This window comes from Corynebacterium sp. 5QC2CO, assembly GCF_024580435.1.
Taxonomy (GTDB): Bacteria; Actinomycetota; Actinomycetes; order Mycobacteriales; family Mycobacteriaceae; genus Corynebacterium; species Corynebacterium jeikeium_D.
In genome coordinates this window covers 171,551-197,730 of record NZ_JANIKI010000004.1, presented here as the reverse complement: position 1 = coordinate 197,730, position 26,180 = coordinate 171,551, and the positions used below count along the sequence as shown (strand labels likewise).

Below are 26,180 nucleotides of genomic sequence, written 5' to 3'. Positions count from 1 at the left end.
GCTGCCACACCGCGGATTTACCGTCCCGGAGCCAAATATATGCTCCCGGAGCATATATTTCTCTGAAACCTAGAGGTCAACCACTACAAATCACCGAATCCAGACACACTTTCTGTCGTTTAACCCGGATTCGCAGTGTATGTCAGGGGCTGTGAGGAAGCGGGGAACTGTCACGAAACTGGTCACGAAACTGGTGACGAATCCGTGGTGGCAGTGCGCTGATTAGTGTGGCAGTTCTTCGCTGAACTGTGCGGCGAGCGCTAGCAGCGTGACTTTTTGTGTGGGCCTGTAGTAGGCTTTCTTCACGGATCCCATGTGGCGTCCATCTCGTGAACTCCCCCAGGGCAGGAATGCAGCAAGGGTCAGCGAGCTCTGACGGGTGCGTGGGGTCCCCTTTTTTTATCCCCGGCGTTCTTCTGGCACTTATGGCTAGGTTTCGGGCATTTGTCGGCGGTTTCCTGTGACCTGTCGATGTTTTTTCGGCACTTATCCCCGCGATATTGGCCAGGCCATTTCACCTATCGATGAGCTATTCACTTATGGCCACGCTGCAGCGCATCGATAGGTGAATACCTTGGCCACAAGTGGTCGCGTTCGCTGGTCTGGAAGAATACTGTGCATGAGCGATGCCGACGACACCCCAACCGCACCAAAAACACAAGCACCACCACTAAAAACACCAAAAACTCCAGAACCACCAGAAACCCGAGAAACCCCAGCGCCAATGGGCGTGTGGGACTCCTTCCGGTTCGCAGTTTCTTCACCGAAGCGCCTGCGCACCGAGCTGCTGGCCGGTGCTGCGGTGTCGTTCGCGCTAATCCCCGAGGTCATCTCGTTTTCCATCCTGGCGGGCGTGGACCCTGCGGTGGGGTTGTTTAGCTCGGTGATTATGGCCATCGTGATTGCCTTCACGGGTGGTCGCCCGGCCATGATTACTGCTGCCGCTGGTTCGGTTGCGCTCGTCGTCGCGCCGTTGTCGCGGACGTACGGGATGGATTACCTGATTCCAACGGTGCTGCTCGCGGGTGTGTTGCAGATTGTTTTTGCTGCGCTGGGTATCGCGAAGCTGCAGCGTTTCATTCCCCGCGCGGTCATGATCGGCTTTGTCAACGCGCTGGGCATCCTCATTTTCACCGCACAGCTGGAGCATCTCATCGATGTCCCGTGGTTGGTGTATCCGCTGGTCGCTCTGGGTATTGCAATCATGGTGTTCCTGCCCCGCGTGTTCACCGCGATTCCGGCTCCGCTGGTGACTGTGCTCGTCGTCACGCTTGTTGCGGTGGTGGCGGATTGGCGTGTGCCGAACGTGAGCGATATGGGCGAGCTCCCGGAATCCCTCCCGCAGCTGCTGATCCCAAATGTGCCCCTGAACTGGGAGACTCTGCGGCTGATTGCGCCGTATTCGGTGGGCGTGGCGATTGTCGGCATTATGGAATCGTTGATGACGGCGAAGCTCGTGGACGACATCACCGACACGCATTCGGACAAGACCCGCGAGACGTGGGGGCTCGGTGTGGCGAACATCGCGGGTGGTTTCTTCGGCGGTATCGCTGGCTGCGCGATGATTGGTCAGACGATGGTGGGTGTGAAGGAATCGTCGGGACGCACTCGCTTGACGACGCTCTTTTCCGGTGTCTTCCTGCTCATTCTGGTCCTTCTGCTCAGTTCTGCAGTTGGTGTGATTCCGATGGCGGCGCTGGTTGCGGTGATGGTCGTGGTGTCGGTGGGCACGGTCGATTGGCGCTCGATTTCCCCGCGGACGTTGCGTCTGATGCCGCGTTCGGAGACGGCGGTGATGCTGGTGACGGTCATCGCTACGCTGGCGACGAATAACCTCGCCATCGGCGTGATTTCGGGCGTGGTTGTGGCGTCGCTGATGTTCGCGCGCCGTGTCGCTCACTTGGTCAGGATTGAAGTGCTTGACGACGACCCCAGCGTCCACTCCCGGACGTACAAGGTGCGGGGTCAGTTGTTCTTCGCCTCCAGTAACGACCTGGTGTACCAGTTCGACTACACCGATTCTGCGCAGCGGATTGTCATCGATATGTCGGAGGCCGAAATTTGGGATGCTTCCACGGTGGCGGCATTGGATTCGGTGCGGGTCAAGTTTGCTGAGCGGGGCAAAGAGGTGGAGATTATCGGCTTGGAGGGGCCGAGTAAGCAGCGTCTGGATGCGCTGTCGGGGAAGTTGTAGAAATCCCAATCCGGGGTATGCCTTACACTTGGTTGCAAAGCCGGATGCGGCGCGGGGAAAGGTTTTCCGTGCCAGTTTTGTCAGGTTTTAACTTATGTCCGATACCTGGGAGGGTGCGTACACCATGGCCGTGGATTCCTTTGATGTTCAGCAGTTGGCGGCACACAAGGATGAGTTTGCGAAGGCATATGAGGAACTGAAGTCCCGTAACCTCGCACTGAATTTGACTCGTGGTAAGCCGTCGTCGGAGCAGCTTGATTTCGCAAACGCCCTGCTGGGTCTCCCGGCGCCGGATTACATTTCGGCTTCTGGGGAGGATGTCCGCAATTACGGCAACGCCAAGGGCCTTACTGATATCCGCGCTATCTGGGCGGAGTTGTTGGATCTGCCGGTGGAAAACGTCCTGGCACAGGATGCTTCTAGCCTGAACATCCAGTTTGACCTGATTTCGTGGGCCATGCAGTTCGGCAACGTGGACTCGGAGCGCCCGTGGAACGAGGAGCCGGTGCTGAAGTGGCTGTGCCCGGTCCCGGGGTATGACCGGCACTTTTCCATTACGCAGCACTTCGGCATTGAGATGATCCAGGTGCCGTTGAACGAAGACGGCCCGGATATGGATGTCGTGGAGAAGCTGGTGGCCTCCGATCCGCAGATTAAGGGCATGTGGAATGTCCCGACGTTCTCCAACCCGACGGGCGTGATCTACAGCGCTGAGGTCTGCCGCCGTCTGGTTGAAATGGAGACTGCCGCTCCGGATTTCCGTCTGATGTGGGATAACGCCTACATGGTTCACACGCTGACGGATGAGTTCCCGGAGATTCACAACGTCATTAAGTGGGCGGAAGAGGCCGGTAACCCGAACCGCGTGTGGGCTTTCGGCTCGACTTCGAAGATCACCTTCGCTGGTGCGGGTGTTGCTTTCTACGCTTCTTCGGACGCCAACTTGGAGGATTACCTCAAGCACGCTGGTATCCGCGGCATTGGCCCGAACAAGGTCAACCAGCTGGCTCACGCCAAGTTCTTCGGTGACGCGGAGGGCGTGCGCGAGCAGATGCGCCGTCATGCAGGTTCGCTGGCTCCGAAGTTTGAGAAGGTTCTGCAGATTCTAGATGAGCGCCTGACGGAGTACGGCGTGGCAGAGTGGTCGAAGCCGGCCGGCGGTTACTTCATCAACCTCGACGTGGTTGATGGCACTGCTCGTCGCGTGGTGGAGCTGGCTAAGGAGGCCGGCATTGCGCTGACCGGTTCTGGTTCTTCCTTCCCGCTGAAGCAGGATCCGAATGACCGCAACATTCGCCTGGCACCGTCGCTGCCTCCGATGGAGGAGCTCGAGGTTGCTATGGATGGCGTCGCTACCTGTGTGCTGCTCGCCGCCGCTGAGAAGGCGACTGCGTAGGCCAAGTAAGCCAGGTAGGTCGGGATAGGACTATATGAACTTCGAAGAGACGAAGTTTTGGATCTCCGGGCTTTTCCCCGGAGAACCCCAGGTCGGCGAGTATGTGACGGAGCTGCCGGCCAGTGGTCGGCACGGGCAGGAACACGATTCGGCTCCGCTGCGGGTCGCTGAGTTCTCGCTTTACGACGGGCCGGACGGCCAAGCGAACGAGCGTCGTCCGGAAACGGCAGCCGCCACCGTGGAGTTGGGCCGCAACTACTGTGGTCTGACCGGCGCAGCAAAGACGGATATCCGCGTGGAGCTCTTCTCCGTCGCATACGCTGATTTTCCCGTGGCCACCATGGTCGCGGCCGCGGGAGCGCTGGTGGAGGAAGAACCGGAGTTCCTGTCGCCAATTCCGGGCCGTGTCATCCCGAATGCGGTGCGGCTGGCGGCCGATCAGGTGGCCGAGGTAGGGGAGTCGTCGTCAAGCGCGGCCTTTACCGTGGCGCACGTGCTGTGCACGGTGCCGTATGTGTGGAGCGACGGGGTGCCGAATGTGTCCGAGATGCCGGGCAAGATCAGCCTGCATGAGGGCGATGTGGAGTCGCCGCAGGGGCGCATGACCACGATGACGCAGCTGGTGCCAATTACGGATGCGGAGCTGGTGTTTTATGAGCAGCAGGGTCCGCAGGCGTTGATGCAGAAGTTGGCCGAAGTGGACGCTGACCTGCGGGATTGGTGCCGTGATTCGGTTGTTTCCCAGGAGGGTTCGAACTAGCCGGTCCGGGGTGGAAGGTAGGCTGAGCACGTGGCTCTGTATAGGAAGTATCGTCCGGCATCGTTCGCCGAAGTGGTGGGGCAGCGGCACGTAACTGACCCGCTGTCGGCGGCGTTGGAATCTCGTGATGCGCAGGGGCGTCCCAACCGCATTAACCATGCGTATTTGTTCTCCGGGCCGCGTGGCTGTGGCAAGACTTCGTCGGCGCGCATTATGGCGCGCAGTTTGAACTGTGCGGAGGGGCCGACGGCGACGCCGTGTGGCCAGTGTGCGTCGTGTCGTGCGTTGGCGCCGGGTGGTCCGGGCAATTTGGACGTTATTGAGCTGGACGCGGCTTCCCACAACGGTGTGGAAGATATGCGTGAGCTGCGGGAAAAGGCTATCTTCCAGCCGGCGGAGTCGCGCTACCGCATCTTCATTATTGACGAGGCGCATATGATTACCGCCTCGGGTTTCAATGCGCTGTTGAAGATTGTGGAGGAGCCGCCGGAGCACCTCATCTTCATTTTTGCGACCACGGAGCCGGAGCGTGTGCTGCCGACGATTCGCTCGCGTACACACCACTATCCGTTCCGGCTTTTGACCCCGCCGGACATGCGCGGGCTGCTTGAGCGTGTGGTCACGGCCGAGGGCGTGCGGGTAGAGCCGGACGTGTATCCGCTGGTCATCCAGGCCGGTGGTGGTTCGCCGCGTGACTCGCTGTCGGTTATGGATCAGCTCATTGCTGGTTCCGGCACCGATGGTGTGGATTATGAAACTTCTGCGGCCATTCTCGGTGTCACTGACAGCGCGATCATCACGGATGCGATTGAGGCGCTGGCGGCAGGCGATCGCGCGGCCATGTTTAGCGTGGTCGGGCGTGTGATTATGTCGGGTCAGGATCCGGCTCGGTTTGCCTCGGACCTGCTTGGCCGGGTGCGTGATTTGCTGGTGCTGTCCGCAGTGCCGAACGCGCTGGAGCAGGGCTTGGTGGAGATTCCGGAGAGCCAAATCGACGGTGTCCTGGAGCAGGCCGGGACAATTCCCCCGGCTACCCTGACGCGCTTCACGCAGGTGCTCTCTGACGGCCTGCGTCACTTCCGCGGCGTGACTTCGCCGCGCCTGCTGCTCGAGGTCCTGTGCGCGCGCATGCTCCTGCCCGCCACCGAAGATTCCGTGGAGTCGCTGCTGCAGCGCGTAGAGGCGTTGGAACACGGCAGGCCCGCGCTTGCCGACGGTTCGGGAGCCGCAACCCCCGCAGCGGCACCGGTGTCTTCCGATGCGGGGTCGGGGTCGGGTGCGGCTGAGGCCGATGCTTCGCCGATGCAGTCTGGCCAGTCGGCTCGTGAAGCGTGGCGCCAGCGGAATGCCCAGCGAAAGAAAGGGGCGCAGGCCCAGGGCAGTCGTGCTGGGCAGGCAGCGTCAGCGCAGGCACCGTCGCAGCCTCAGGCTCAGCCGGAACCTGTTCAGCAGCAGTCTGCACCAGCGGCACCGGTGTCGCAGGAGTCGGTAACTGAGCCGCAGCCTGCACCAGAAGCATCTACTGCGACCGCTGAGCAGCCTGCACAGCCTGAACAGCCTACGCCGGCTACGCCGGCCGAATCCGTTGAGCAGCCGCAGCAGGCCGAACAACCGCAGCAGCCTGAACCGTCTGAGCAGCCGATGTCCGGGGAAGAAGCTCAGGCGGAGAGGATTCGTGAGTTCCGTCGGAAGATGGCGGAGCATGCGCGCATCAGCGAGCAACAGACTCGGGCGCAGCTTGCGCAGGAGCGTGAACAGCAAACCCGCGAGCGTGAGGGTGAAGGCGGCTCGATGTCGATTGTCGAGGAAGAGCCAGTTGTCTCTGCCTCGCCAGCTCACTCTGAACGGCCAACTCAGACCCCACAGCCTGAGCAACCAGTCCAGCCAGCTCAATCAGCCGAGTCGACACAGCCAACTCAGGCCCCACAGCCTGAGCAGCCTGTTCACAAGCCGGAACCAGAATCCCAGCCGGCACCGCAGGTCCAGCAAGCACCAGAGCCAGCACCGCAACCGCAATCGGAACCAACACCACAGCCGGAGCCCGAACCTGCACCCGCCGGTATCGAGCAAATCCGCGAGCACTGGCAGGACATTCTCGCAGCTGTCGACGGACAACATGCGTTCCCCATTCGCGTGCTGGCCGAGCAGGCGGTACCGCTCGATGTCGAAAACGACACGCTCATCATTGGACACAGCACAGGAGCGCTCGCTACCAGGCTCAATACGCCTGATTACGCTCAGGCACTATCCACTGCCGTGAAGCAGGTAACGGGCTTCAACGGCCAGGTGCACTGTGTCGTCGGTACGCGCCCGCGCGCACCGCGTTCAACAGCTACTGGTGGTAGTTCCGGGGAGGATGATTCGTCGTCAAGAGGTTCGTCCTCGCCGAATGACACCGCCCCTGCACCAACACCAGCAGCGCCAGCGCAACCAGAGACACCTGAGCAGCAGGTACAGCAGGAACCGCAGCCGCAGTCAGAGCCCGCACCGCGCCCGCAGCGGTCGTCGGCATACGCATCCGTTGTTGAGCGCCGTGCCAAAATCGAAGCCGCCAAGCGTGCTGCAATGGGACAGCAGGCAGGTCACGACCAACCGGCTCAGCCACATCAGGCACATCAGCCAAGCCAGCCAGCTCAACCGAACCCGAACCCGGCCCAGCAACAACCGCAACAGCCAAACCAGCCGCAGTCATTCCTGCGCGCGGCACAAGCAAACGCACAGGCCAATGCCCAAGCGAATGCCCAGGCCCAAGCCAATCAGGATTCGGGCTTCGGCGGCGTCCCGCTGCCACCAGAGCCCATGGAGGAGTTCGCTCCACCAGAGGGCGCAGAGGGCACAGAGAGCTACGGTTCGCGCAACCCGTCCAACTACAACTCCAACGCCAACACCAACTACAACCCGGTTCCCCAAACCCCGCAGGACAACAACTACGAAGAGGACACCTCCGAGTACTTCGAGGCCGCGAACGAGGTCGGGTCTCTCGATCACCGCTCGCTAAAGGACGTGGTCATGGAGATGCTGGAAAAGGAGCTGGGAGCCAAACCGCTAGAAGACCGCTAGAGCCGTTAGAATGGGGCGGCGATGCGCGTCGTAAAGCATGGGCGATGAGCCTTAGAAGCGTGCGCGTAACTACAAATCAGCACGTAAAGAGCACAATAGTTAGGAACATTAGTTATGACTCAGCCAGATATGAACGCAATTCTGCAGCAGGCACAGCAGATGCAGGCGCAGCTGCAGGCAGCTCAGCAGGAGATCGTCGCTTCCACCATCGTCGGTGAGGCCGGCGGCGGTCTGGTCAAGGTGACTATGCAGGGCTCGGGCGAGGTCACGGACATCGCCATTGATCCGAAGGTCGTAGACCCGGAGGATGTCGACGGGCTGCAGGACCTGGTTCTCGCTGCTTTCCAGGACGCTACCGCTAAGGTGCAGTCGCTGGCAGAGCAGAAGATGGGCCCGCTGTCCCAGGGCTTCGACGGTCTCGGCGGCCTCGGTTTCTAAATTAGCTTTTCAGACCAGTATTTGTAGGTAATTATCATTGTTCGAGGGACCACTCCAAGATCTCATTGATGAGTTCTCGCGCCTGCCGGGCATCGGCCCGAAGTCAGCTCAGCGTATCGCTTTCTACCTGATGAAGGCGGAGCCGGAGGACATCGGCCGGCTCCAATCCGCGCTTGGTCGGGTGCGCGAGGGTGTGCAATTCTGCCGGGTCTGCGGCAACATTTCGGAAACCGACGTGTGCCAGTACTGCTCGGACACACGCCGCGACCGAGGTTTGGTGTGCGTTGTCGAAGAGGCGCGCGATATCCAGGCCATCGAGCGCACAGGGGAGTACAACGGTCGCTACCACGTGCTCGGCGGGGCGCTCGATCCGCTCGGCGGCATCGGTCCGAACGAGCTCAATATCCGCACGCTGCTGCAACGTATCGCAGGCGTGCTTGACGACGTCGACGAGACCCAACCCCCAGAAATCCACGAGGTCATCATCGCGACTGACCCCAACACCGAGGGCGAAGCGACCGCTACCTATTTGGCCCGGCTGCTGCGGGACTTCCCGGATCTTGAGGTCACGCGGTTGGCCTCCGGCATGCCACTGGGCGGGGACTTGGAGTTCGTCGATGAACTCACCCTGTCCCGCGCGCTGACGGGCCGGCTGAAGGTCTAGGCCCGCCAACCGTCCGCGCGCGAAACCACAAAAACTAGCGTTCGCTCTTCGGACGCGGCTTGGACAGGATGCGCTCTTCGCGCAGCTTGTCCACTACCTCGAGGTCTAGCGGAGCCAGGCTCGACAGGTCCTGGTCGGTCGCACGAGCCAGCAACAGGTCAGCCAGCTGTGGGTTGCGGGCCAGCACCGGTCCGTGCAGGTAGGTGCAGATAATCGAGCCCTGCACCGCGCCCTCGGCGCCACCGGTCGGTGTGAGTGTAGAAACGTCCACTCCCGGAGCAATCCCGGAGTCCGCCTGCTCCACTTCCGGGCCGGTATTGCCCACGCCACGGACAACCCGACCAAGGGGCTTCGCATCGGCACCCAGGGTCGTGCGACCCATGTGGTTTTCGAAGCCAGTCAGTGGGCTGGCGTCGACGTCGTCAAGCAAACCGTTCGTGGGATCGACGAGCGTGCAGATTTCGCCGATCGCGCGCGACTCCAGCGAATCGGTGGTGCAATCGACAAGGCCAAGACCTGCGACGTCGCGTCCACCCGCGCGGAAGGAATTGCCGAAGATTTGGAAGCCCGCGCAGATCGCGAGGATCTGCTTCCCGGCATCGGCTGCCTTCTTAATGCCGCCGTCATTGATTAGATGCTCCACCGCGATGGTCTGTGCGACGTCCTCGCCGCCGCCGACGGTGTAGATATCCAGGTCGGTGGGGACGGCATCGCCCAGCTTGATTGGGACAATCTCGGCGTCAATCCCACGCATCTGCGCGCGTTGCTGCAGCACCAGCGCATTTCCGTCATCGCCGTAGGTGCCCAGCACGTCCGGGAGGATCAGGCCGATAGACAGCTCGCTCATTTACTTTTCCTCCTGTGCTCGTTCGATGTCGCGCTTCAGATCGCGGAAGGCGGTGTAGTTCGCCAGCACCTCAACTCGGGTGACGCTTGACGACGACCCCCGCGCCTCACACGACCGGATCGCCTGCAGCGGATTTGCGACCAATCTCGCATCGATGCCCGCATACAGCAACCGCACCGCGAGGTCAGTTCCGCGTTCGCCCGCGGACAGCACATCCATGCCGTCGAAGTCCTCGAAGCGGACATCCCACAGCCAGGACAGGTCCTCGCCGTCGGCGACGTGACCGTTGACTGCGATGACCACTGCATCTGCGGTGCGGTCGACCATGGACAGTGCCTCCTGCCAGCCCGCGGGGTTCTTGGCCAGCAGCATGCGCACGTGCTTCTCGGCGCCCTTGTCATCCCGCACAACCATGGTGGAGTAGCGGCCCGCAACGTTGTCGACGGTCTCGGTGGCCCGGAGGGATTTCTCCAGGTCCGCGCCCATATCGACCGCGCCCGCAATCGCCAAGGTGGCGTTGCCGCGGTTGGCGTTGCCCGGCAGCGTGAGGTTCATCGGCAGGGTGTCGCCGGCAGGCGTGATGACGCCCTCCGCAGTGATGCGGTAATCCGGTTCTGGGCGCTTGAACTCCGAGCCGTCCGGGAGTGGCTTCACGGCGTACCAGTTGTGGCCGTCCTGGATGATGGGGCCGCCGGTGCGTGGGGAAGAGGTGGCATCGTTGGTCCAGCCACCGCCCGCGGAGACCCAAATAACCTTCTTGGCGTCCCACGCGGCTGACGCGATGAGTGGGTCGTCGCAGTTGGCGATGACTGTCGCCTGCGGGTTCGCATCCACCGCAGCGCGGAGTGTGGCCTCAATCTTGTTGATCTCGCCGACGCGGTCGAGCTGGTCGCGGGAAAGGTTCAGCAGCACCAGGACCTGCGGTTTCAGATCCTCTGCGATGTGCGGGACGTGCAGCTCATCGACCTCCAGGACCAGGCTGTCCGCATCGGGAGTGGCGAGCAGCGCGGAGATAATACCCGCGTCCATGTTGTCGCCGCCCTCGTTGGTGGCCACGTTGTGGCCAGCGGCGCGCATGGCGGCCGCGAACATGCGGGTGGTGGTGGATTTGCCGTTGGTGCCAGTGATGATCGCGGCCGGGCGTCCCTTGCCGAGGGAAGCCAGAATGCGCGGGTCAATTTTCTGCGCAATCAGGCCACCAATCATGCCACCCGCGCCGCGACCGGACTTCCGGGAAGCCCAGGTGGCGGCGTGAGCGGCGGATGTGGCGAGGCCGGCGCGCAGGCGGGCGCCGGTGCCGCGCAGGCCACGAGAACTATTCGAGTCGCGGGAGCCACTCGAAGCAGTACCGTGCGGGCTGGCATCCGCGCTATCAGCGGAATGCGATTGCGGAGAGGTGCCATTTGTCATGTGTGTAAATATTACGCGCACGAAAGGGCTAGGCCTAAGAAGCAGGCCTGCGAGGCCTGATGGGATTTGCGGGCGGGTTTGAAGTCTTCTTAGGACATTCTGGAGACCCGATTGTTGAGGATGTTGCGAGCAGGTTGGTTTTCGGGAGGTAGGCGGTCATGCGGCGGAAGAAAGGCAGGAAGGAAAGAGATTGTCGAGATGAGAAAGCGTATTTGAGGAAACACATGCAAGCCCTGAATCAAAAATGCCTTGTTTTGATTCAGTCGTTGACCTATACTCTCCACTAGGAGACAAGGGGGAAGAAGAATGGCTAGCACAGAAAGCAACTTCTTCGGTGCGCGCTTGCATCAGCTGCGCACAAGTCGTGGCATGACCACGCGTGATCTGGCTGACGCCACCGATGGTGTGGTGTCACAATCTGCAGTCAGTCGCCTGGAAAATGGCAAGGCGGCTTACTCGCTTGAGCAGGTTATGGCGCTTGCGTGGGCTCTTGGTGTGCCGTTGGATGAACTTGTGGAGGAAAACCCGCTCAGCCAGCGTGTGCAGGCGGTGGCCCGTACTTCACAGGATGACGCGAGTGTTAAGGATGTTGAGGAAGCGCAGAAGATGCTTTTGCCTTACCTGCAGCTGCGAGCGCTGCTAACTCAAAATTAAGGAGAGCCTCCATGTGTAGTGCGAGTAAGGAGGGGCTCGACCTTGCTAAAGAGTTCCGTAAGAAGCATGCACTAGGAAATAATCCAATCGCTGACATCGCTGACTTTATGCAGTTGGTTGATGCCGATTTTATGATTCTGGATTTGCCAGCCAATGTTGATGCACTTGCTTTGCGTGACCCCGTGACGGGGGCGACGGTTATTGGAATTGCGAAGTCATCAGTTCCTTACCGTCAGCGGTTTACCGTTGCACATGAAATTGGGCATTTTGTTTCCGATGATTTCGAGTCCTCCAAAATTGTTGCAGATAATGAGCACCCTGAGCCTGGAATATACGTCTGTGGCAAGCGTGATCATCAGGAAGTTCGTGCTGATACTTTTGCTCGTAATGTGCTCTGCCCAACTGATGGGCTGAAAACAGATCAAAAACTTGGTGAGCTCATTGGTAGTGGAGACGTTCTTGCTGCGTTGTCCCATGTCGTTCGCAAGTATCAAATTTCGCCGGGGGTGGCACTTATTCAGATGAGGCACGCTGACCTCATTAGCGAAAAACAGTCAGACGAACTCAAAGGAGTATCAGCCCCCACTCTGGCTGCCCGGTATGGCTGGAAAGCTGACTACGACCGTGCGGTAAAGGTCTCCGCACTGGCGCAACCATCGGCGCGGTTGGTGAAAGACGTCTATCGCGCTTACGAACAGGGGATAGTCGACCTTCCGAGCATCGCTTTTGCTGAAATGAGCAGTGTCGACGAGGTGAAAGAACAGATAAGTGCCTCGCAGTCACAGTTACAGCCATTGATGCATGATGCGAATGCCCAGAATCAAGAAGCGGCTGATACGGAAGCAGATCCCTTTGCAGAGCTAGACGCTTTCTTCGGCGATGACCCCGATAGTTCAGAAAGCACCCAATAAACGATGGCCGGTCACCTCTTAGTAGCTGATACAAGCGTACTTCTTAATTTCGTATGTTCGGAGAATCACCAGTATTTGCTCGACTTCGCAGGCAATAAAACCATCAGCATTCCAGGAGCAGTCAAAAATGAAGTCGAACGCAAATTGGATAAACGGCGCTTCAACTGCGGAAAGAGACACTGGGATTGGTTTTTGGGGCACCCGAATGTCGAAGTTCTCGACGATGACCACAAGAAACTTTATCCCTATGTTCGCCTCTATTCCGGTCCTGGCTATACCTTTCAAGGGGGCAAAGCTAAACACCTGGGGGAGTACATCGCTATCGCCCATTGTCTTTATGCGAAAGATCAGGGTAAGGGCGTAGCCACTGCGCTCATCATGGATGATGGTGATGCCTGTGAGCTGGCGCGGAAGCAAAAAGCTGGATACGTTTTCAATACCGAGCACGTGCTACTGCAATGCGTGAAGTCGGGCTCTATTGGGTCGCGCGGGCAAGCCAAAGAAATTTGGGAAGACCTCCAGAAATTTGATGTCCTAGTCAATTTTGAGCACACCAAACTTAATGGCAAGAGTCTGTATAAAAAGGCCGCTGAAAAATGATGAACCCTGACATCACTTTCTACTACGACCGCGATTGTGGGTTCTGCGAGGCAAGTGTGACCCTTCTAGCCAAACTCAGTCGTGCTCGCATGATTGGTGCCAGCCCTGAAGACCAGTCTTTGCCAGCGGAAGTTCGTCAACGCATCTCAGCTGAGGCGGTCGCCATAATCCCAGCCGAAGCAGCAGTCGTTGAACCTGGTGCTAAGAGCGGCCGAGAATTTCGGTACGGCCACGAGGCGATAGGTATCGCCTTGCGTGAGGGCGGCACCAAGGCACTATTCCGATGTGCGGGCACATTCCTGCTTTTCCCGCCACTGACAAAACTGTGGAGCTTTGTCTATAAGGCTGTCGCCGCCAACCGCCACAAATTCAGTACGGTCCTGGGGCTTAACGCCTGCAAACTAGACTCCACAAGGTGACCATCCGGCAGGCCCGTTGCCCCAGTGCCACTGCAATTACCCAATGAGCAGCCACCGAGTCAGTCGTTAGCCTCATCCTTTGCTGCATCCGGCGACATCTCTCCGACCAGCCGCAAGAACGCCTCATCGGAAACAATCGGAATATCCTTCCGGTGCGCATGCATGGCCTTGCCCGTCAGTTGATCCGGCGTCACATCCGCAGGCCGGTTACACACCAGCACCGACGACTCCCGCGTGACCTTCTCCGAGTAGACCAGCCCAGCCCGCACGCCCGCCGCAATCAGCTCATCTGGGTCCAGCGACACCTCTGGTGCCACGACGAACTCCATGCCCTCCGCGAGCTTCCGCCCCGGCGTATAGCGGCCGGGGTTCTCCACGGGGCGTGGCGCCTCCATCGCGTCGACACGCACTGCCGAGCGCTGCAGGCCGACAATATCCTCGCGCAGCTGGTCGGGCGTGTACATGTTCAGGGTTGCGCCCTCATCGAGCCCACCCTGTGCGCGGAACAGCGCAAGCGTGGTGGTGACGTCATCCAACGTCCGCACCCGCTCCGGCACCGAAATGCCAGCAATCGATGCCTCGGGCGAAGGCACATCGAGGCCGTAGGCGCGCGCGACGGCGCGCAGGCGTGCGTCGTCAAGCCGTTTGCCCTGGCGGCGCGCTGTTTCCAACGTATCGGCAATCCGTGCGGGGGCTGGAATCCGCGCGACGCGAGTGCGCGTACGACGACGCCCCCGCTTATTCCGCGCGGACCGCTCACGATTCGCTTGACGACGGGCCCTCTTGGCCTCGGCAACTATAAAACCCCAGACCAGCGGCGCATTATGAGCAACCAGCGTGCGCCCATCGAGCGCGTGCGCGAGCTTGGCCTGGATCACCCCGAACTTCGGAGCCCCCTCGAAGTCCGCGGGCTCGAGGCCATGGAGGTGTGTCGGGCCGGGATCTTCGGTGGGATTGATGACCACATGCCAGGTGTCCACGATGTTGCCGCTGCTGTCGGCGGTGGACACTCCCAGGCTGACCAGCCGAGACGTCTTGGGATGGATACCCGTGGCCTGGATGGATACGATTGCGTAAGGAGCTTCCTCCGCCGACGAGAACTGTTTGTGCTCGTCAGCGGCCTTTGTTGCGGCGGTCTCCGCTGTGGCCGGCGTGGCTGCGGCCGGCGTGGGTGTGCCAGCGGTACTCGCGCCGGTCGCGGTTGCCTTGGTCGTGGCTGCGTCCGTTGTGGTGGAAGCCGGTGCTGTTGGTGGTGTTTTTGCGCCCGCTGCCGACGCGCGTTGAGAACGGCGACGATTCCGCCGCCGCCTCTTCGTCTGAGAAGAGGTCCCAGTCGCTTTGCGCTCCTCGCGCGCCGATTCAGTCATGCCTCAAGACTAGCGGGTGCGCTCACCCGCGGAGAAACTGACTAGGTTTATGACACTTTGAGCACAAATTTTGCCACGAAAGTGTCATAAACCTAGTCAGTAACTTGGGCACTATCTCGGCTTCAAGCTCAGAAGGACCGGGGCCGGACACACGGGTCCCATAAACCACGCAAACTACAAAAACCACGCAAGCCCCAATAGTTTTCCCCCGACTGGGTGCTCAGCCGAAAAGGAATGGAACCGTAAGGACGATTTCTGCGCCTTATTAAATAGGGGCCACAAAACAGCGCCACAAACCAAGGCCACGAAATAGAGCCACAAAACAGCGCCACAAAACTAGGGACGAAATAACTACCACGGGGCAATAGCCACAGGACAGCAACCACGGGGCGGGGGAGAAGTGAGCAACAAGAAACGCAAGCAACTGGTGGCGGACCAGTTTGGAATCATTAGGCCGGATGACCAGCCGGGGAATGGATACCGCGAGGTCGCAAAGCAAGCGCGGGCCGGTTATCTGGAGCGGCTTTGCCGAGGTCACTATGTAGTCGCGCACGCCTGGGAGCGGCTCCACCACGAGAAACGCCTAGCTATTACTGCTTTGGCGGTGGTCTCCGAGACGTCGTCAGGCGTTATTTCGGGAGTTGCAGCGCTGGCCTTGCACGGTTCGTGGGTGCTGGTGCGCGATGCGAAGATTGTGGTCGTGGGTGGGAGTCAGGAGTTCCACGGCATCGACTATTGCATGCGCTTGCGCTCGGAGATCCATCTGGATCACACGCAGGGGCTCGCGGACCGGCGGGTCGCGGTGCTCGCGCGTGCGGCCTTCGATGAGTGCCGCATCCGGTTCAGGCAGAAGGGGCCGGAGTCTGTGTCGTGGCGGGCGGCGGTGTTGGCTGTCGAGGGTGCGCTGCGGCATGGCGTCACGCGCAATCAGCTGGAGGAGCTCCCGGCGCATTATCCCAGCGTGCGGGGCCAAGAGCTGTTTCACCGTGTGCTTGCGGTCTGTCATGGTCGCTGCGAAACGCCCGGTGAGGCGCTGACTAAAGCCGCTCTTCTCGAACTCGGCCTGAAATTCCACGAGCAAGCCGAAATTTGGACTCGCGGCACCAGCCACGATCCGCCGCATTTTCTCGCCCGCGTGGATTTTTATATCCCTGACCTGCTGCTTGTCGTGGAGTTCGATGGCCACATCAAGTATTCGGCGAGCGAGGTCGCGCCGACGCCGGCGGCTCAGTCCGAGCTGCTCACGCGGGAGACTTACCGCGAGCGTTCGCTGCGCGCAACGGGGTTGGATGTCGCGCGGGTGGTGTGGAAAGAGGTGGAATTGCACGCAGTTCGCTTATCGACGCTCCGTTCAATCCTCATCGAGCGCGAACGCGTGGTAGCCGCAGGTGGGGTAACTTTCCGTGCGGATGTGCGCAATGCCGGCCCGTTGATTGGATAGTTGGGTAATTGGGGAGCGGGGCCGAGGGGCCGCTGGATAGTTTGCCCCAAAAAGAAACTGACTAGGTATATGACACTTTGAGCACAAATTTTGCCACGAAAGTGTCATAAACCTAGTCAGTAACTATGCGGAGTTTAAGCCAGTGCGCGGTTGACCGCGCTGGTGACTGCCTTCAGCGACGCGTAGGTGATGGAACCAGCGATGCCGGAGCCCCAGACCTTGGTGCCGTTGACATCTGCGAGGACGTAGGCCGCAGCCTCGGCATCGTCACCTGCGGTGCGAGCATGCTGGACGTACTCCTGAACCTCGACGTTGATGCCGAGCTTCTCCAGGGCGTTGGCGTAAGCGGCCAGCGGGCCGTTGCCGACACCCTCGACGGTCTGCTCCTTGCCCTCGTAGACGATATGAGCCTTGATCTTGGTGGCGTCCGACTCGTTCTGAGGGGCATCGACAGTCAGGGCAATCTGCTCGAGAGGAGCCTCGCGGTCCAGGTACTCACCTGCGAAGATGTCCCAAATCGCCTTGGAGTTGACCTCGCCGCCCTCGGCGTCGGTGACTGCCTGCACGACGGAGGAGAACTCGACCTGCATGGAGCGAGGCAGGTTCATGCCGTGGTCCGTCTTCATGATGTAGGCCACGCCGCCCTTGCCGGACTGGGAGTTCACGCGAATAACGGCCTCGTAAGAACGACCGACGTCCTTCGGGTCGATGGGCAGGTAAGGAACTTCCCAGGTCACCGCGCGCAGGTCCTCGTCGGAAAGCTCCTTGACGGCAGCGCCCGGGCGGACCTTGTCTGCCATTGCGTCGAGGCCCTTGTTCACGGCGTCCTGGTGGGAACCGGAGAAAGCGGTGAAGACCAGGTCGCCGCCGTACGGGTGGCGCTCCGGCACGCGCAGCTGGTTGCAGTACTCGACGGTGCGGCGAATCAGGTCGATGTCGGAGAAGTCGATCTGCGGGTCGACGCCCTGGGTCAGCATGTTCAGGCCCAGGGTGACCAGGCAGACGTTACCGGTGCGCTCGCCGTTGCCGAAGAGGCAGCCCTCGATGCGGTCAGCGCCGGCCATGTAGCCCAGCTCAGCGGTGGCGATGCCGGTGCCGCGGTCGTTGTGCGGGTGCAGCGACAGAATGATGGAGTCGCGGCGGTTGAGGTTGCGGTGCATCCACTCGATGGAGTCTGCGTAGACGTTCGGAGTGATCATCTCCACGGTCGACGGCAGGTTGATGATGATTGGGTTCTCCGGCGTCGGGTCGATGACATCAACCACGGCGTCGACAACTTCCTTGGCGTACTCAACCTCGGTGCCGGTGTAGGACTCCGGCGAGTACTCCCAACGCCAGTTGGTGTCCGGGTAGTCCTTCGCGATGGTCTTAATCAGCTCCGCGGCGTCGGTGGCAATCTTCTTGATTGCGTCCTTGTCCTTACGGAACACAACATCGCGCTGCAGAATCGAGGTGGAGTTGTAGAAGTGAACGATGACGTTCTTTGCGCCGGCACATGCCTCGAAGGTGCGGCGGATCAGGTGCTCGCGAGCCTGAACCAGAACCTGGATGGTGACATCGTCCGGGATCATGTTCTTCTCAATGATCTCGCGCACGAAGTTGTAGTCAGTCTGGGAAGCGGACGGGAATCCGACCTCAATTTCCTTGTATCCCATCTGGACCAGCAGCTCGAACATGCGGCGCTTGCGCTCCGGGCTCATCGGATCGATCAGAGCCTGGTTGCCATCGCGCAGGTCGACGGCACACCAAACCGGTGCCTTAGTAATGCGCTTGTCCGGCCAGGTGCGGTCCTTCAGCTGGAAGTCCTGAACTTCCTGGTCGTAAGGCAGGTAGCGGTTGGTTGCCATCTGGGAGTTGCGCTGCTTATTCCAAGCAGGCTGTCCTTCCGGAATCTCGCCAGCAGGAGTGGAGATTACAGAAGGAGCGGAAATAAAAGCGTCGGAAGGAGACATGTTGTGGGCCTTTCTAATTCGGACTTTTCTTGTAGGCCGGCACAACTTACCCCGCGACGGGGAGCCGGCCTTAAACCCAAGCCCCGCCGCGGCATAGAAGCAGTAGTCCGCGTTGCATGTGATGTACCTTACCCCGATGGTTATATGAATTTCATCATTCGGGGGTTTTAGTGGGGGAAGTATGCTCGGGTTTCTGTACCCCGCCCACCAATAGTTCTAAAACTAGCACCAATGTATTTAGTGGGGTAAAGATGATAGCGTCCTTAAGGTGCAAACTAGCTGGTCTATTCTTAAGCGAGACTTGCGCCGTCTCCGCAATAGCCCAAGAGTGTGGGTAATCGTCATCGGCGTGATGATTACCCCTGCCTTGTACTCCTGGTTCAACATCCCAGGCTTCTGGGATCCGTACGAGCACACCGAGAACATTGGCGTGGCAATTGTGAATGAGGACAAGGGCGCGAGTTCCTCGGTTACCGGAAGCCTCAATATCGGTAACCAAGTGGTCAAACAACTAAAACAAAATCATGAACTGGGCTGGCAGTTCCCCGATGCTGAGAAGGCAGACCGAGACCTAAAGCGCGGCAAGGTCTATGCCGAAATCACCATTCCGCCGAATTTCTCGCAGGAAATGGTTGACCTGATTCAAGGGCAGGGGCATCCAGCAAAACTGACTTACCGCGCTAACCAGAAGATCAACGCGATCTCGCCGCACATCACGGCGCAGGGTGCGTCCGGTATTGATGGTCAGATTTCCGCTTCCTTTAATAAGGAGATTGCGAAGGCGGTCACCGAGGAGGTTAAGGAAGCTGGCGGCCTGCTGCAGGGCCGGTTCGATGCGGCTCGTCTCAATTCCGCTGACGCTTTCCAGGATGTCGCTGATGCGGTTGCCAATAGCCGCGATGAAGTCGGTGCTATCCAGGAGCAGATTGGCGATCTGCAGCCGACGATTGCGCAGATCAAGAAGACTCTCGGCAGCGTGGACACGGCCCTCGATGACGCCCAGGATGCGTTGACGCAGGTGCAGGCGATTACTGGTGAGCTCAACAATGAGGTCCTGAATTTCTCCGCGGATCTCAACGACGCCTACTTGCAGGGCAGCACCGCTCTGGTGGAGGGCACCGGCAATGCCAACGCCGCGATTGGCGCGATGACTGGCAATCTGCAGGGCGCAATTTCCCGTTCGGATTCCGCGACGGCTGCGGCGGAGGACATCGTCAACCAGGCGGACCAGGTCATTGGTGGGCTGAATTCCCTGCTGGAGGCCAATCCGCTCAACGGCCCGGATAAGCAGGCAATCCAGCGCACCATCGATGCGCTCGACGAGAGCAACGCCACCAATAAAGAGCTGGTGGAGGGCCTGAAGAACGTCTCCGGCTCGGCGCAGGGAACCCTCGACTCCCTCAACGCCACCAGCGAGGCATTGGCGCAGGCCACTAAGGACGGCAAGGCCGCCTCGGATCAGATTCGTCAGGCGTCCCAGGACGCGCTCCCGCAGTTAAGCAATGCGCTTAATCAGCTCAACGCGCGCGTGGGTTCGTACGCGGCGGCGCTGGGCGCGCAAAAGGACACCGTCAAGGAAACGTCCGCGCTTCTCGACGCTACGAGTGGGCAGCTTTCCGCCGCGAATCAGGTCCTCGATAGCTTCAAGGCTGACCTCGACGGGGTGCGCGATGGCCTGGAAACCGCGCGTCTCGATGTCCTTACCTTGGGCACCACCGAAGAGCGGGAAGCCATGGAAATGGTCAATGACCTCGATCCCGAGGGTATTTCGCAGTTCCTGAGCGATCCGGCTGAGATTAAGACTGAGGCCGTGTTCCCGGTGGATCACTACGGCTCGGGTATGGCGGCGCTGTTTACCAACTTGTCGCTGTGGATTGGTGCGTTCATTCTGATTGTGATTTTCCGCGTGGAAGTCGACGCGGAAGGTCTCAAGGAAATCACGGTGGGCCAGGCGTACATGGGCCGCACATTGCTGCTGGGCATCATCGCTACTTTCCAGGCGCTGATTGTCTCTATCGGTGACATCGTCATTGGTGTGCAGCATGTCAGCGCGGTTGCGTTCGTCCTCACCTGTGTCGTGGTGGAGTGGTGTTATCTCGCCATTATTTACAGTTTGGTGGCGGCGTTTGGACACGTGGGACGTGGTATTGCCGTAGTGCTCGCGTTTATTCAGATTCCTGGTGCCGCCGGTCTCTATCCAATTGAGATGACCCCGGACTTCTTCCAGGCGCTGAATCCGTTCTTGCCGTTGACCTACGGCATTGATGCTCTCCGCGAGACCATTGGTGGTTTCTACTCGAATTACTACTTGAAGAATATGCTCACCTTGATGGCCATGGCAGTGGTCGCCTACGTGGTTGGTTACTGGCTGCGCCGCAGCCTGTCCTCGGTCAACATCTTGGTTAACCACCAGCTTGAAGAGGGCGGCCTGGTCAACAACGAAGAAGTCCACCTGGTCGGTAGCGGATACAAGCTCAGTGACCTCGTCTTTGCGCTGCGTAACCGCGAGGAGTACCAGTCGCGAGTCGACGAGCGGATGGAGAATCTGCGTGGCAGCTACACGCTGTTCATGCGCATGGCCATTGGCATCGCCGTGGCCGCCCTGGTGGTGCTGGGTATTTTGGCCCGCAACTACCCGGATCAGAAGGCCCTGTTCTTCGGTCTGGCTTGCCTGTTTGTGCTGCTCTGCCTCGCCTACATCGCGGTGCGCGAGTACGTCAAGCAGTCTGTGATTCACGCCCAGGAGCTCAGCGAGATGTCGGAGGAGGAGCTGCGCGCCTACATGGAGCACCAAACTTCCCATCCGCATGCGTACTCGCTGGAAAATGCTGGTGATTCGTTTGAGCCACAGGCGAAGGTGTCGTCGGCAAGCGTGAAGACTTCCCCAGAAGGTGAAGCCTAATGAGAAACGTTCTTGAAATTGTGCGGAATGACTTTCGGGTGATCCGCCAGAACACGATGACCGGCATCATGGTTTTCGGTCTGGTGCTGATTCCGCTGCTGTTCACCTGCTTTAACGTGCTGGCCAGCTGGGAGCCGTTTGAGAACACCGAAAAGCTGAAGATTGCGGTCGCCAGTAATGACCGTGGTCATCGCACGGATATCGGTGCGATTGACCTCAACTTGGGCAATGAGGTGCTGTCGAAGCTGAGCCGTAACCACGACATCGACTGGCAGATTACGGATTCTGAGGATGCCATTGACGGCACTAAGTCCGGTGACTACTACGCGGCAATTGTGCTTCCGGAGAACTTCAGTACCGAACTGATGACCTTCTACGTCCGGGGTACCAAGGCGCCTAAGCTGACGCTCTATACGAATGAGAAGAAGAACGCGCTGTCGTCGATCATTACGGGCAAGGGCGCGAGTGGCGTTATTCAGGAGATTGATAAGAACTTCACGCAGGTCGTCGCCAGCGTTGGTTTGGGTGCGATCACCTCGCTGGATGAGTACCTGGACACCTCCGACTCCAAGCAGGCACTGACGCGCGTGCAAAACCGCGTTGATGACACCGCCGCGCGACTGCGCTCTGGCGCGCAGACTGCTCGTTCGCTGTCCACGCTGGTGGAGACCACCGTGCCGCTTGTGGAGACCGCGGATTCCATTTTGGAAAACGCTGGTGCGCGGATGGACATTCTGCGCAATGGTTCGGGTGCCGGCAACGTCGCCGGCGATCTGGAAGCAGCGGTCGGCAATGTTCGCGACTCTGTCAGCACGGCGCTCGACGCAACGCAGTCGAGCTACGAAGGCGTGCGCGACCGCGTCAACGAGCTTGTCGACGGCACTCAGGCCACCAGCGGCGCGACCGCGGATACCTTTGACGCGATGGCGGCCAAGTTCGGCCAGCAGGCCGATGGCCTGACTGCGATGCGCGACCGCCTGGAGGACACCGTTGGGGCAGTGGTTCCGGGTGTCGCCAAGCCGGGCTATGACCGCGCGATTTCCGATCTGAACACCTCGATTGCTCGCACCCGTGGGCTGCAGGAGAGTTTCTCCGCCGTGGCGGCGGATTTGCGCGGTGGCCGGGATACGGGATCGTCGATAAGTCAGGCGAAGGACGCATTCACGGCTGCGATTGCCGCTGTGGAAAATGCCAAGAACTCCTACGAGCAGAACCTGCGCCCGCAGATCGACGCACTGTCGGAGCCGGTGTCGCGTCTGAGCAACGACATCGAGGTCATTGGCGAGGACATTCGCGGCATCCGCGGTACGATTTCCGGCTCGCCGGTGGATACGCTTCGTAAGACCAGCGCTGCCACAATGGGCCTGAGCAACCGTTTTGATGATCTGGCCGCTCGCTTCGACGAGATTCACAACGCGCTGGAAGAGGCGAAGGACACCGGTGACCTCTCGCGAATTGCTGAGGCGGTCGGTGATGACCCAAGTGCCCTGGCAGCGCAGTTGGCCGCGCCGGTGCAGGTCGAGGAGGACCCCGTCTTCCCAGTCCAGAGCTTCGGTGCGGGTATGGCACCGTTCTATGCGACCCTCGCGCTGTGGATCGGTGCGCTGCTGTCGTCGGTGCTGATCCGCACCACGGTCCGTAGCCGCGGCGGTCAGAAGGTCGGCGATGATGAGGCCGAGAATGTGGTCAGCGATGCAGTCGATGATGCGCAGGGCGATGCAGCCAGCGATGAAATCGACGAGCCGACCAGTGACGCACAAATCAACGCTGCGCAGGCCGATGACTACACCCGCGTCGAGAAATACTTCGGCCGGTTCGCCACCTTCGCCAGCGTGGGCCTGGTTCAGTCCACACTGATGGTGTTGGGACTCCAGGTTTACGTGGGCATCGATCCCGCACACCGATTCCTGATGCTGCTGGCCGGCTGGGTGATTTCGCTGGTGTTTATGATGATCGTCTTCTCGTTCGTCTTCACCTTCGACAACGCAGGCAAGGCCATCTGCGTGCTGTTGCTGGTGATGCAGGTCTCGGCCGCAGGTGGCGCGTATCCGCTGCCGCTGGTGCCACAGTGGGTCCAGAACATTAGCCCTTGGGTGCCGGGTACCTACGCGATCGATATGCTCCGCAGCTCCATCGCCGGGATCTACGAGGCCGACTACTGGAAGCTGATGTTTATGTTGGCGCTGTTCATCATCCCGTCGCTGATTCTGGCGCTGGGCCTTCAGCGCATCTTTGAAAAGGGAATCAACGAGATCAAGAACGCAATCGAGGAGACGAAGGTGATGGGCACCTCGTAAGGGGGCCTAATCCTCTGTCTCGTCATCCTCTGTCTCGTCGCCCTCGCGCTCGGCTTCCGGTTCGCCCTTGCCGTCGCGCGAGAGCTTCCGCAGCCACCAAATCAGCAGCGCAATAATCACCGCCGCTGCTGCCAGGATGGCCCACATCCACCACTGCCACTGCGAACCGCTGCCGTCGAACACGGACTCCTCGTCAGGATCCATCGGCACCTGATGCCCCGTCACCAGCAGTCGGTGCGTGTTAATGCCGTAAGGCGTGCACGTAATCAGGGTGATCAGGTCTTCTCCGGGGACGCGTCGTAAAGCATCGGTTTCATCCGGCTTTACGACGGCTACTTCGTGGACCTCATACTTCAACTTGTGACCCGCGACTGCGATGTAGAACGCGTCGCCCTTCTTGACCTTGTCGAGGTTGTCCCACAGCGTCGCATTTTGCAGACCCGTATGCGCGGACAGCGACGCGTGACGACCTTCGCCCTCGCCCACGCCGCCGACCGGGAAGTCGGTGCCGTAGAGGTGACCGACACCGCGCGAAAGCGACTTTTCCGAAGTGCCATGGAAAATGGGTAAGTCAGAGTTGATGGACGGGATGACGATGCGACCGAGCGCGTCCGTCTCGCCAAGCACGTCGAGATAGTGGCGATAGCGCTGGTACTCCGGGGAAGACTCGTCATCGGAGGTGGTCCAGGCATCGCCCGGATTGACCTCGCCGAGGCTGGCGTTGTACTCGTGGGCCTCGTTCCAGGCGGTGTCCAAGACCTCAGGAGGAACGGATTTCTCCAGCTTGGAGTACTCATCTGCGGCGCGGGCCTGCAGGAAGTTGTTCCACTGCGTTGCGACAACCGGGTACAGCAGCACTCCCAAACCACCAATGATCAGCAGCAGGGCGATGATGGTGTTCGAGTTGAGCTTCTTGCCCTTTTGGGGCTTTGCTTCGGTGTTGGTTGCGGCGCTGGCGTTGGTGTTGGTTGCGGCGCTGGTGCTGTTTGCTCGTTCGGACTTCCGCTTAGATGTCGGTTTGGATGCCCGCTTGGAAGTTGCCCGCTTGGAATGGGAATGACGCCCCATCGAGTCCTACCTTTGGTGACCTTGTGCATAGCGGCCACGGGTCTTTCTCACCGGGGATAGTTCCCGGTCAGGGGATAGCCAGGCCGACAAATCGCTAACGACTTAATAAGTGCACATACCAATTTAGGTCATGCAACCCGGGAGAGTTGAACTCTACTTACCGAGCGGCGGCATCGGTGGAGTTTGTGGGCGTGTTTGCGGCGCTTGTGGTGTCGGTGTTTGCGGCGTTTGCGGTGCTTGGGGCGTCGGTGTTTGCGGTGTCGGTGTTTGCGGTGTCGGTGTTTGCCGTGTTTGCGGCGCTTGTGGAGGTGGCATCTGCTGGCCGAGCCGCCAGGGCAATAGTGGCAGAAATCATGGTCACCAGTGCGATAAACAGCGCCACCCACTGCACACCAACCGCCTGGAAGCGCTCACCAAGAACGATGTATCCCAAGCTGAAGGCAACGATCGGCTCCACGACGGTCATAGCTGGTAGCGAAGCCTGCAACGGTCCCGCGTTAAAAGCCGCCTGCTGCAGGCCGACGCCAATAACCGCCAGTGCCACCAGCAGCCAGAGTTCCCAGGAGAGCAGGAGTTGGACGAGTCCGTCATTGACATAAGTATCGACCACCGACTTAGACAGCAACGCGACGAAGCCGTACAGCCAGCCGGTTGCCGTGCCGAGCAGCAGAGCCTTCGGGTTCTGGCGCAGCACTCCGCGCTGTTTGGTGTCTGAGCCGCCGCCGGTGCCGGTGCCGGTGTTGGGCCACTGAACTGCAGCGGCGTAAAGCCCGCAGGTGACCACGCCACCGACGGCGAGAGCCCAACCCCACAGGTAGGTGGGGATATCGGTGGAGCCGGCAGTCGGCTTGCCGAGCAACACCAGCGTCGCCACCGCAAAAGTAAGCGCCACGGACCAGATCATCTCTGACCGCGAAATACGCCGACCATTGACCTTCGCTGCCAGCGGGAGCGTGAGCATCAGCTTCATGACCAGCAACGGCTGCACCAGGAGCAACGTGCCAAACGCGAGCGCCGCGACTTGAAATACATACCCGGCAATCGCCAAGGTCGAGCCCAGCCACCAGCGCGGCAGCTTCAGGGTCTTTGCCACTCCGCGAAGTGTGCTGGTGCCCTCTTCCAGTGTTCCGGAGAGGTTGTGGCGGATGACGGTTCCCCACGCGATGCTGAGTGCGGACAGCAGTGCCAGTATCGCAGCGAGAAGGTCATTGTTCACGTAGGGAATGCTAGGCATGCAACACTTGTCATGTCCACTTCGCAGGGGTTGGGCGGGGCAGTGTTTGGTGCCCGCAGCGTCTCGGGAATCAGCTGGTTCGGCCGAGATGCTGACTGAGCCCGGGGCCTGGGAGCCCGGGAGTTCGGAGTGGAGCTGGCTGAGCTCGGAGCCTGGGAGCCCGGAGTGAAACTGACTGAACCCGGAGTTCCTGGCACAGTACCGAGAGTTACTGACTAGGTTTATGTCAGTTTTGACAGGTTTCAGGGCCTGTTTTTGTCATAAACTTAGTCAGTTTCACATTTGCAGCCCGCAGTCGCGTCCGATTCATACCCAACCGACACCCAACCCGCACCCCAAGCGCCCCAAACACCCCAGCTGTCACACTCTCACCGCGCAGCCACACCCACCCCACACTCTCACCGCGCAGCCACACCCACCTCACGCCCAAACACCCCGCAAACCCCCACGCAACCCGCTCCAACCCCTCCGCGCAGCCCCCGCAAGCTACGTTTTGGTAACCCACTATGTAATTACGAATGCGACTCAAGTAAATTGAGTCAATAATAGTTACGTGCATATAGTTG

At 60.0% G+C, this 26,180-nt stretch carries 19 protein-coding genes and 1 other RNA gene; 14 read left to right on the top strand and 6 right to left on the bottom strand.

Annotated features, from left to right (window positions below; all coding sequences use genetic code 11):
• Window positions 1–303 precede the first annotated feature (303 nt).
• The 7 genes from ffs (at window position 304) to recR (ending at window position 8,512) form a co-directional block, all read left to right on the top strand.
• An RNA gene (ffs, locus tag NQ014_RS05625) (signal recognition particle sRNA small type) lies at window positions 304–398 on the top strand.
• Window positions 399–724: 326 nt separating this feature from the next.
• Entirely contained in the window at window positions 725–2,194 is a 1,470-nt protein-coding gene (locus NQ014_RS05620; RefSeq protein ID WP_257074164.1) for a SulP family inorganic anion transporter, read from the top strand.
• A gap of 124 nt (window positions 2,195–2,318) precedes the next feature.
• Entirely contained in the window at window positions 2,319–3,590 is a 1,272-nt protein-coding gene (locus tag NQ014_RS05615) for an aminotransferase class I/II-fold pyridoxal phosphate-dependent enzyme (RefSeq protein ID WP_257074163.1), read from the top strand.
• A 34-nt stretch (window positions 3,591–3,624) separates the two neighbouring features.
• A complete protein-coding gene (locus NQ014_RS05610; RefSeq protein WP_257074148.1) occupies window positions 3,625–4,350 on the top strand; it encodes a suppressor of fused domain protein in 726 nt (241 codons plus the stop codon).
• Between the two features lie 30 nt (window positions 4,351–4,380).
• A complete protein-coding gene (locus tag NQ014_RS05605; RefSeq protein ID WP_257074147.1) occupies window positions 4,381–7,410 on the top strand; it encodes a DNA polymerase III subunit gamma and tau in 3,030 nt (1,009 codons plus the stop codon).
• A 114-nt stretch (window positions 7,411–7,524) separates the two neighbouring features.
• Entirely contained in the window at window positions 7,525–7,848 is a 324-nt protein-coding gene (locus NQ014_RS05600; protein WP_005511884.1) for a YbaB/EbfC family nucleoid-associated protein, read from the top strand.
• A gap of 37 nt (window positions 7,849–7,885) precedes the next feature.
• Window positions 7,886–8,512, top strand: a complete 627-nt coding sequence (gene recR / locus NQ014_RS05595; RefSeq protein WP_005511888.1) for a recombination mediator RecR — start codon at window positions 7,886–7,888, stop codon at window positions 8,510–8,512.
• 34 nt (window positions 8,513–8,546) lie between these two features.
• On the opposite strand, the gene NQ014_RS05590 is transcribed toward recR, so the two are convergent.
• Window positions 8,547–9,359 carry a type 1 glutamine amidotransferase gene (locus tag NQ014_RS05590; protein WP_257074146.1) on the bottom strand — a complete coding sequence of 271 codons (813 nt, stop codon included), beginning with the start codon at window positions 9,357–9,359 and terminating at the stop codon, window positions 8,547–8,549.
• Window positions 9,360–10,769, bottom strand: coding sequence for a MurT ligase domain-containing protein (locus NQ014_RS05585; RefSeq protein WP_224783813.1), 1,410 nt, complete (start codon window positions 10,767–10,769; stop codon window positions 9,360–9,362).
• 306 nt (window positions 10,770–11,075) lie between these two features.
• On the opposite strand from NQ014_RS05585, the gene NQ014_RS05580 reads away from it, so the two are divergent.
• From NQ014_RS05580 to NQ014_RS05565, 4 genes are read left to right on the top strand one after another with little or no spacing between them, the layout of a single operon-like run.
• Window positions 11,076–11,423, top strand: a complete 348-nt coding sequence (locus NQ014_RS05580; protein WP_257074145.1) for a helix-turn-helix domain-containing protein — start codon at window positions 11,076–11,078, stop codon at window positions 11,421–11,423.
• Between the two features lie 11 nt (window positions 11,424–11,434).
• The gene (locus NQ014_RS05575; RefSeq protein ID WP_257074144.1) at window positions 11,435–12,334 is read left to right on the top strand and encodes an ImmA/IrrE family metallo-endopeptidase; all 900 of its coding nucleotides are present in this window, start codon (window positions 11,435–11,437) and stop codon (window positions 12,332–12,334) included.
• 3 nt (window positions 12,335–12,337) lie between these two features.
• Complete coding sequence (locus tag NQ014_RS05570; protein WP_257074143.1) at window positions 12,338–12,934, top strand: hypothetical protein; 597 nt, start codon at window positions 12,338–12,340, stop codon at window positions 12,932–12,934.
• On the top strand, window positions 12,931–13,353 hold the full coding sequence (locus NQ014_RS05565; RefSeq protein ID WP_257074141.1) for a DUF393 domain-containing protein: 423 nt from the start codon (window positions 12,931–12,933) through the stop codon (window positions 13,351–13,353). Before NQ014_RS05570 ends, NQ014_RS05565 begins: the two co-directional genes overlap by 4 nt.
• Window positions 13,354–13,412: 59 nt before the next feature.
• Here the strand turns inward: NQ014_RS05565 and NQ014_RS05560 are convergent, their stop codons facing one another.
• Window positions 13,413–14,720 (bottom strand): exonuclease domain-containing protein, encoded by a 1,308-nt coding sequence (locus NQ014_RS05560; protein ID WP_257074140.1) that lies wholly within the window; start codon window positions 14,718–14,720, stop codon window positions 13,413–13,415.
• A 400-nt stretch (window positions 14,721–15,120) separates the two neighbouring features.
• Between NQ014_RS05560 and NQ014_RS05555 the strand changes: the two genes are divergently transcribed.
• Window positions 15,121–16,161: a hypothetical protein gene (locus NQ014_RS05555; protein WP_257074139.1), complete on the top strand. Its 1,041-nt coding sequence runs from the start codon at window positions 15,121–15,123 to the stop codon at window positions 16,159–16,161.
• A gap of 134 nt (window positions 16,162–16,295) precedes the next feature.
• On the opposite strand, the gene leuA is transcribed toward NQ014_RS05555, so the two are convergent.
• The gene (leuA, locus tag NQ014_RS05550) at window positions 16,296–18,113 is read right to left on the bottom strand and encodes a 2-isopropylmalate synthase (RefSeq protein ID WP_049171178.1); all 1,818 of its coding nucleotides are present in this window, start codon (window positions 18,111–18,113) and stop codon (window positions 16,296–16,298) included.
• A 268-nt stretch (window positions 18,114–18,381) separates the two neighbouring features.
• Here leuA and NQ014_RS05545 point away from each other — a divergent pair, with 268 nt between their 5' ends.
• Together NQ014_RS05545 and NQ014_RS05540 are read left to right on the top strand one after the other, a co-directional pair.
• Window positions 18,382–21,015 (top strand): YhgE/Pip domain-containing protein, encoded by a 2,634-nt coding sequence (locus NQ014_RS05545; protein WP_257074137.1) that lies wholly within the window; start codon window positions 18,382–18,384, stop codon window positions 21,013–21,015.
• Entirely contained in the window at window positions 21,015–23,312 is a 2,298-nt protein-coding gene (locus NQ014_RS05540) for a YhgE/Pip domain-containing protein (RefSeq protein ID WP_257074135.1), read from the top strand. Before NQ014_RS05545 ends, NQ014_RS05540 begins: the two co-directional genes overlap by 1 nt.
• Window positions 23,313–23,318: 6 nt before the next feature.
• Here NQ014_RS05540 and NQ014_RS05535 read toward each other — a convergent pair whose 3' ends face one another.
• Entirely contained in the window at window positions 23,319–24,380 is a 1,062-nt protein-coding gene (locus tag NQ014_RS05535) for a class C sortase (RefSeq protein ID WP_257074134.1), read from the bottom strand.
• Window positions 24,381–24,537: 157 nt separating this feature from the next.
• Window positions 24,538–25,596, bottom strand: a complete 1,059-nt coding sequence (locus tag NQ014_RS05530) for a DMT family transporter (RefSeq protein WP_257074133.1) — start codon at window positions 25,594–25,596, stop codon at window positions 24,538–24,540.
• Window positions 25,597–26,180: the final 584 nt, after the last annotated feature.

What these genes read in the sequence shown, in the direction of transcription:
- NQ014_RS05620 (WP_257074164.1), top strand. Translation starts at nt 725, where the DNA reads ATGGGCGTGTGGGACTCCTTCCGGTTCGCAGTTTCTTCACCGAAGCGC.
- NQ014_RS05615 (WP_257074163.1), top strand. Translation starts at nt 2,319, where the DNA reads ATGGCCGTGGATTCCTTTGATGTTCAGCAGTTGGCGGCACACAAGGAT.
- NQ014_RS05610 (WP_257074148.1), top strand. Translation starts at nt 3,625, where the DNA reads ATGAACTTCGAAGAGACGAAGTTTTGGATCTCCGGGCTTTTCCCCGGA.
- NQ014_RS05600 (WP_005511884.1), top strand. Translation starts at nt 7,525, where the DNA reads ATGACTCAGCCAGATATGAACGCAATTCTGCAGCAGGCACAGCAGATG.
- NQ014_RS05590 (WP_257074146.1), bottom strand. Translation starts at nt 9,359, where the DNA reads ATGAGCGAGCTGTCTATCGGCCTGATCCTCCCGGACGTGCTGGGCACC.
- NQ014_RS05585 (WP_224783813.1), bottom strand. Translation starts at nt 10,769, where the DNA reads ATGACAAATGGCACCTCTCCGCAATCGCATTCCGCTGATAGCGCGGAT.
- NQ014_RS05580 (WP_257074145.1), top strand. Translation starts at nt 11,076, where the DNA reads ATGGCTAGCACAGAAAGCAACTTCTTCGGTGCGCGCTTGCATCAGCTG.
- NQ014_RS05575 (WP_257074144.1), top strand. Translation starts at nt 11,435, where the DNA reads ATGTGTAGTGCGAGTAAGGAGGGGCTCGACCTTGCTAAAGAGTTCCGT.
- NQ014_RS05570 (WP_257074143.1), top strand. Translation starts at nt 12,338, where the DNA reads ATGGCCGGTCACCTCTTAGTAGCTGATACAAGCGTACTTCTTAATTTC.
- NQ014_RS05565 (WP_257074141.1), top strand. Translation starts at nt 12,931, where the DNA reads ATGATGAACCCTGACATCACTTTCTACTACGACCGCGATTGTGGGTTC.
- NQ014_RS05560 (WP_257074140.1), bottom strand. Translation starts at nt 14,720, where the DNA reads ATGACTGAATCGGCGCGCGAGGAGCGCAAAGCGACTGGGACCTCTTCT.
- leuA (WP_049171178.1), bottom strand. Translation starts at nt 18,113, where the DNA reads ATGTCTCCTTCCGACGCTTTTATTTCCGCTCCTTCTGTAATCTCCACT.
- NQ014_RS05540 (WP_257074135.1), top strand. Translation starts at nt 21,015, where the DNA reads ATGAGAAACGTTCTTGAAATTGTGCGGAATGACTTTCGGGTGATCCGC.
- NQ014_RS05535 (WP_257074134.1), bottom strand. Translation starts at nt 24,380, where the DNA reads ATGGGGCGTCATTCCCATTCCAAGCGGGCAACTTCCAAGCGGGCATCC.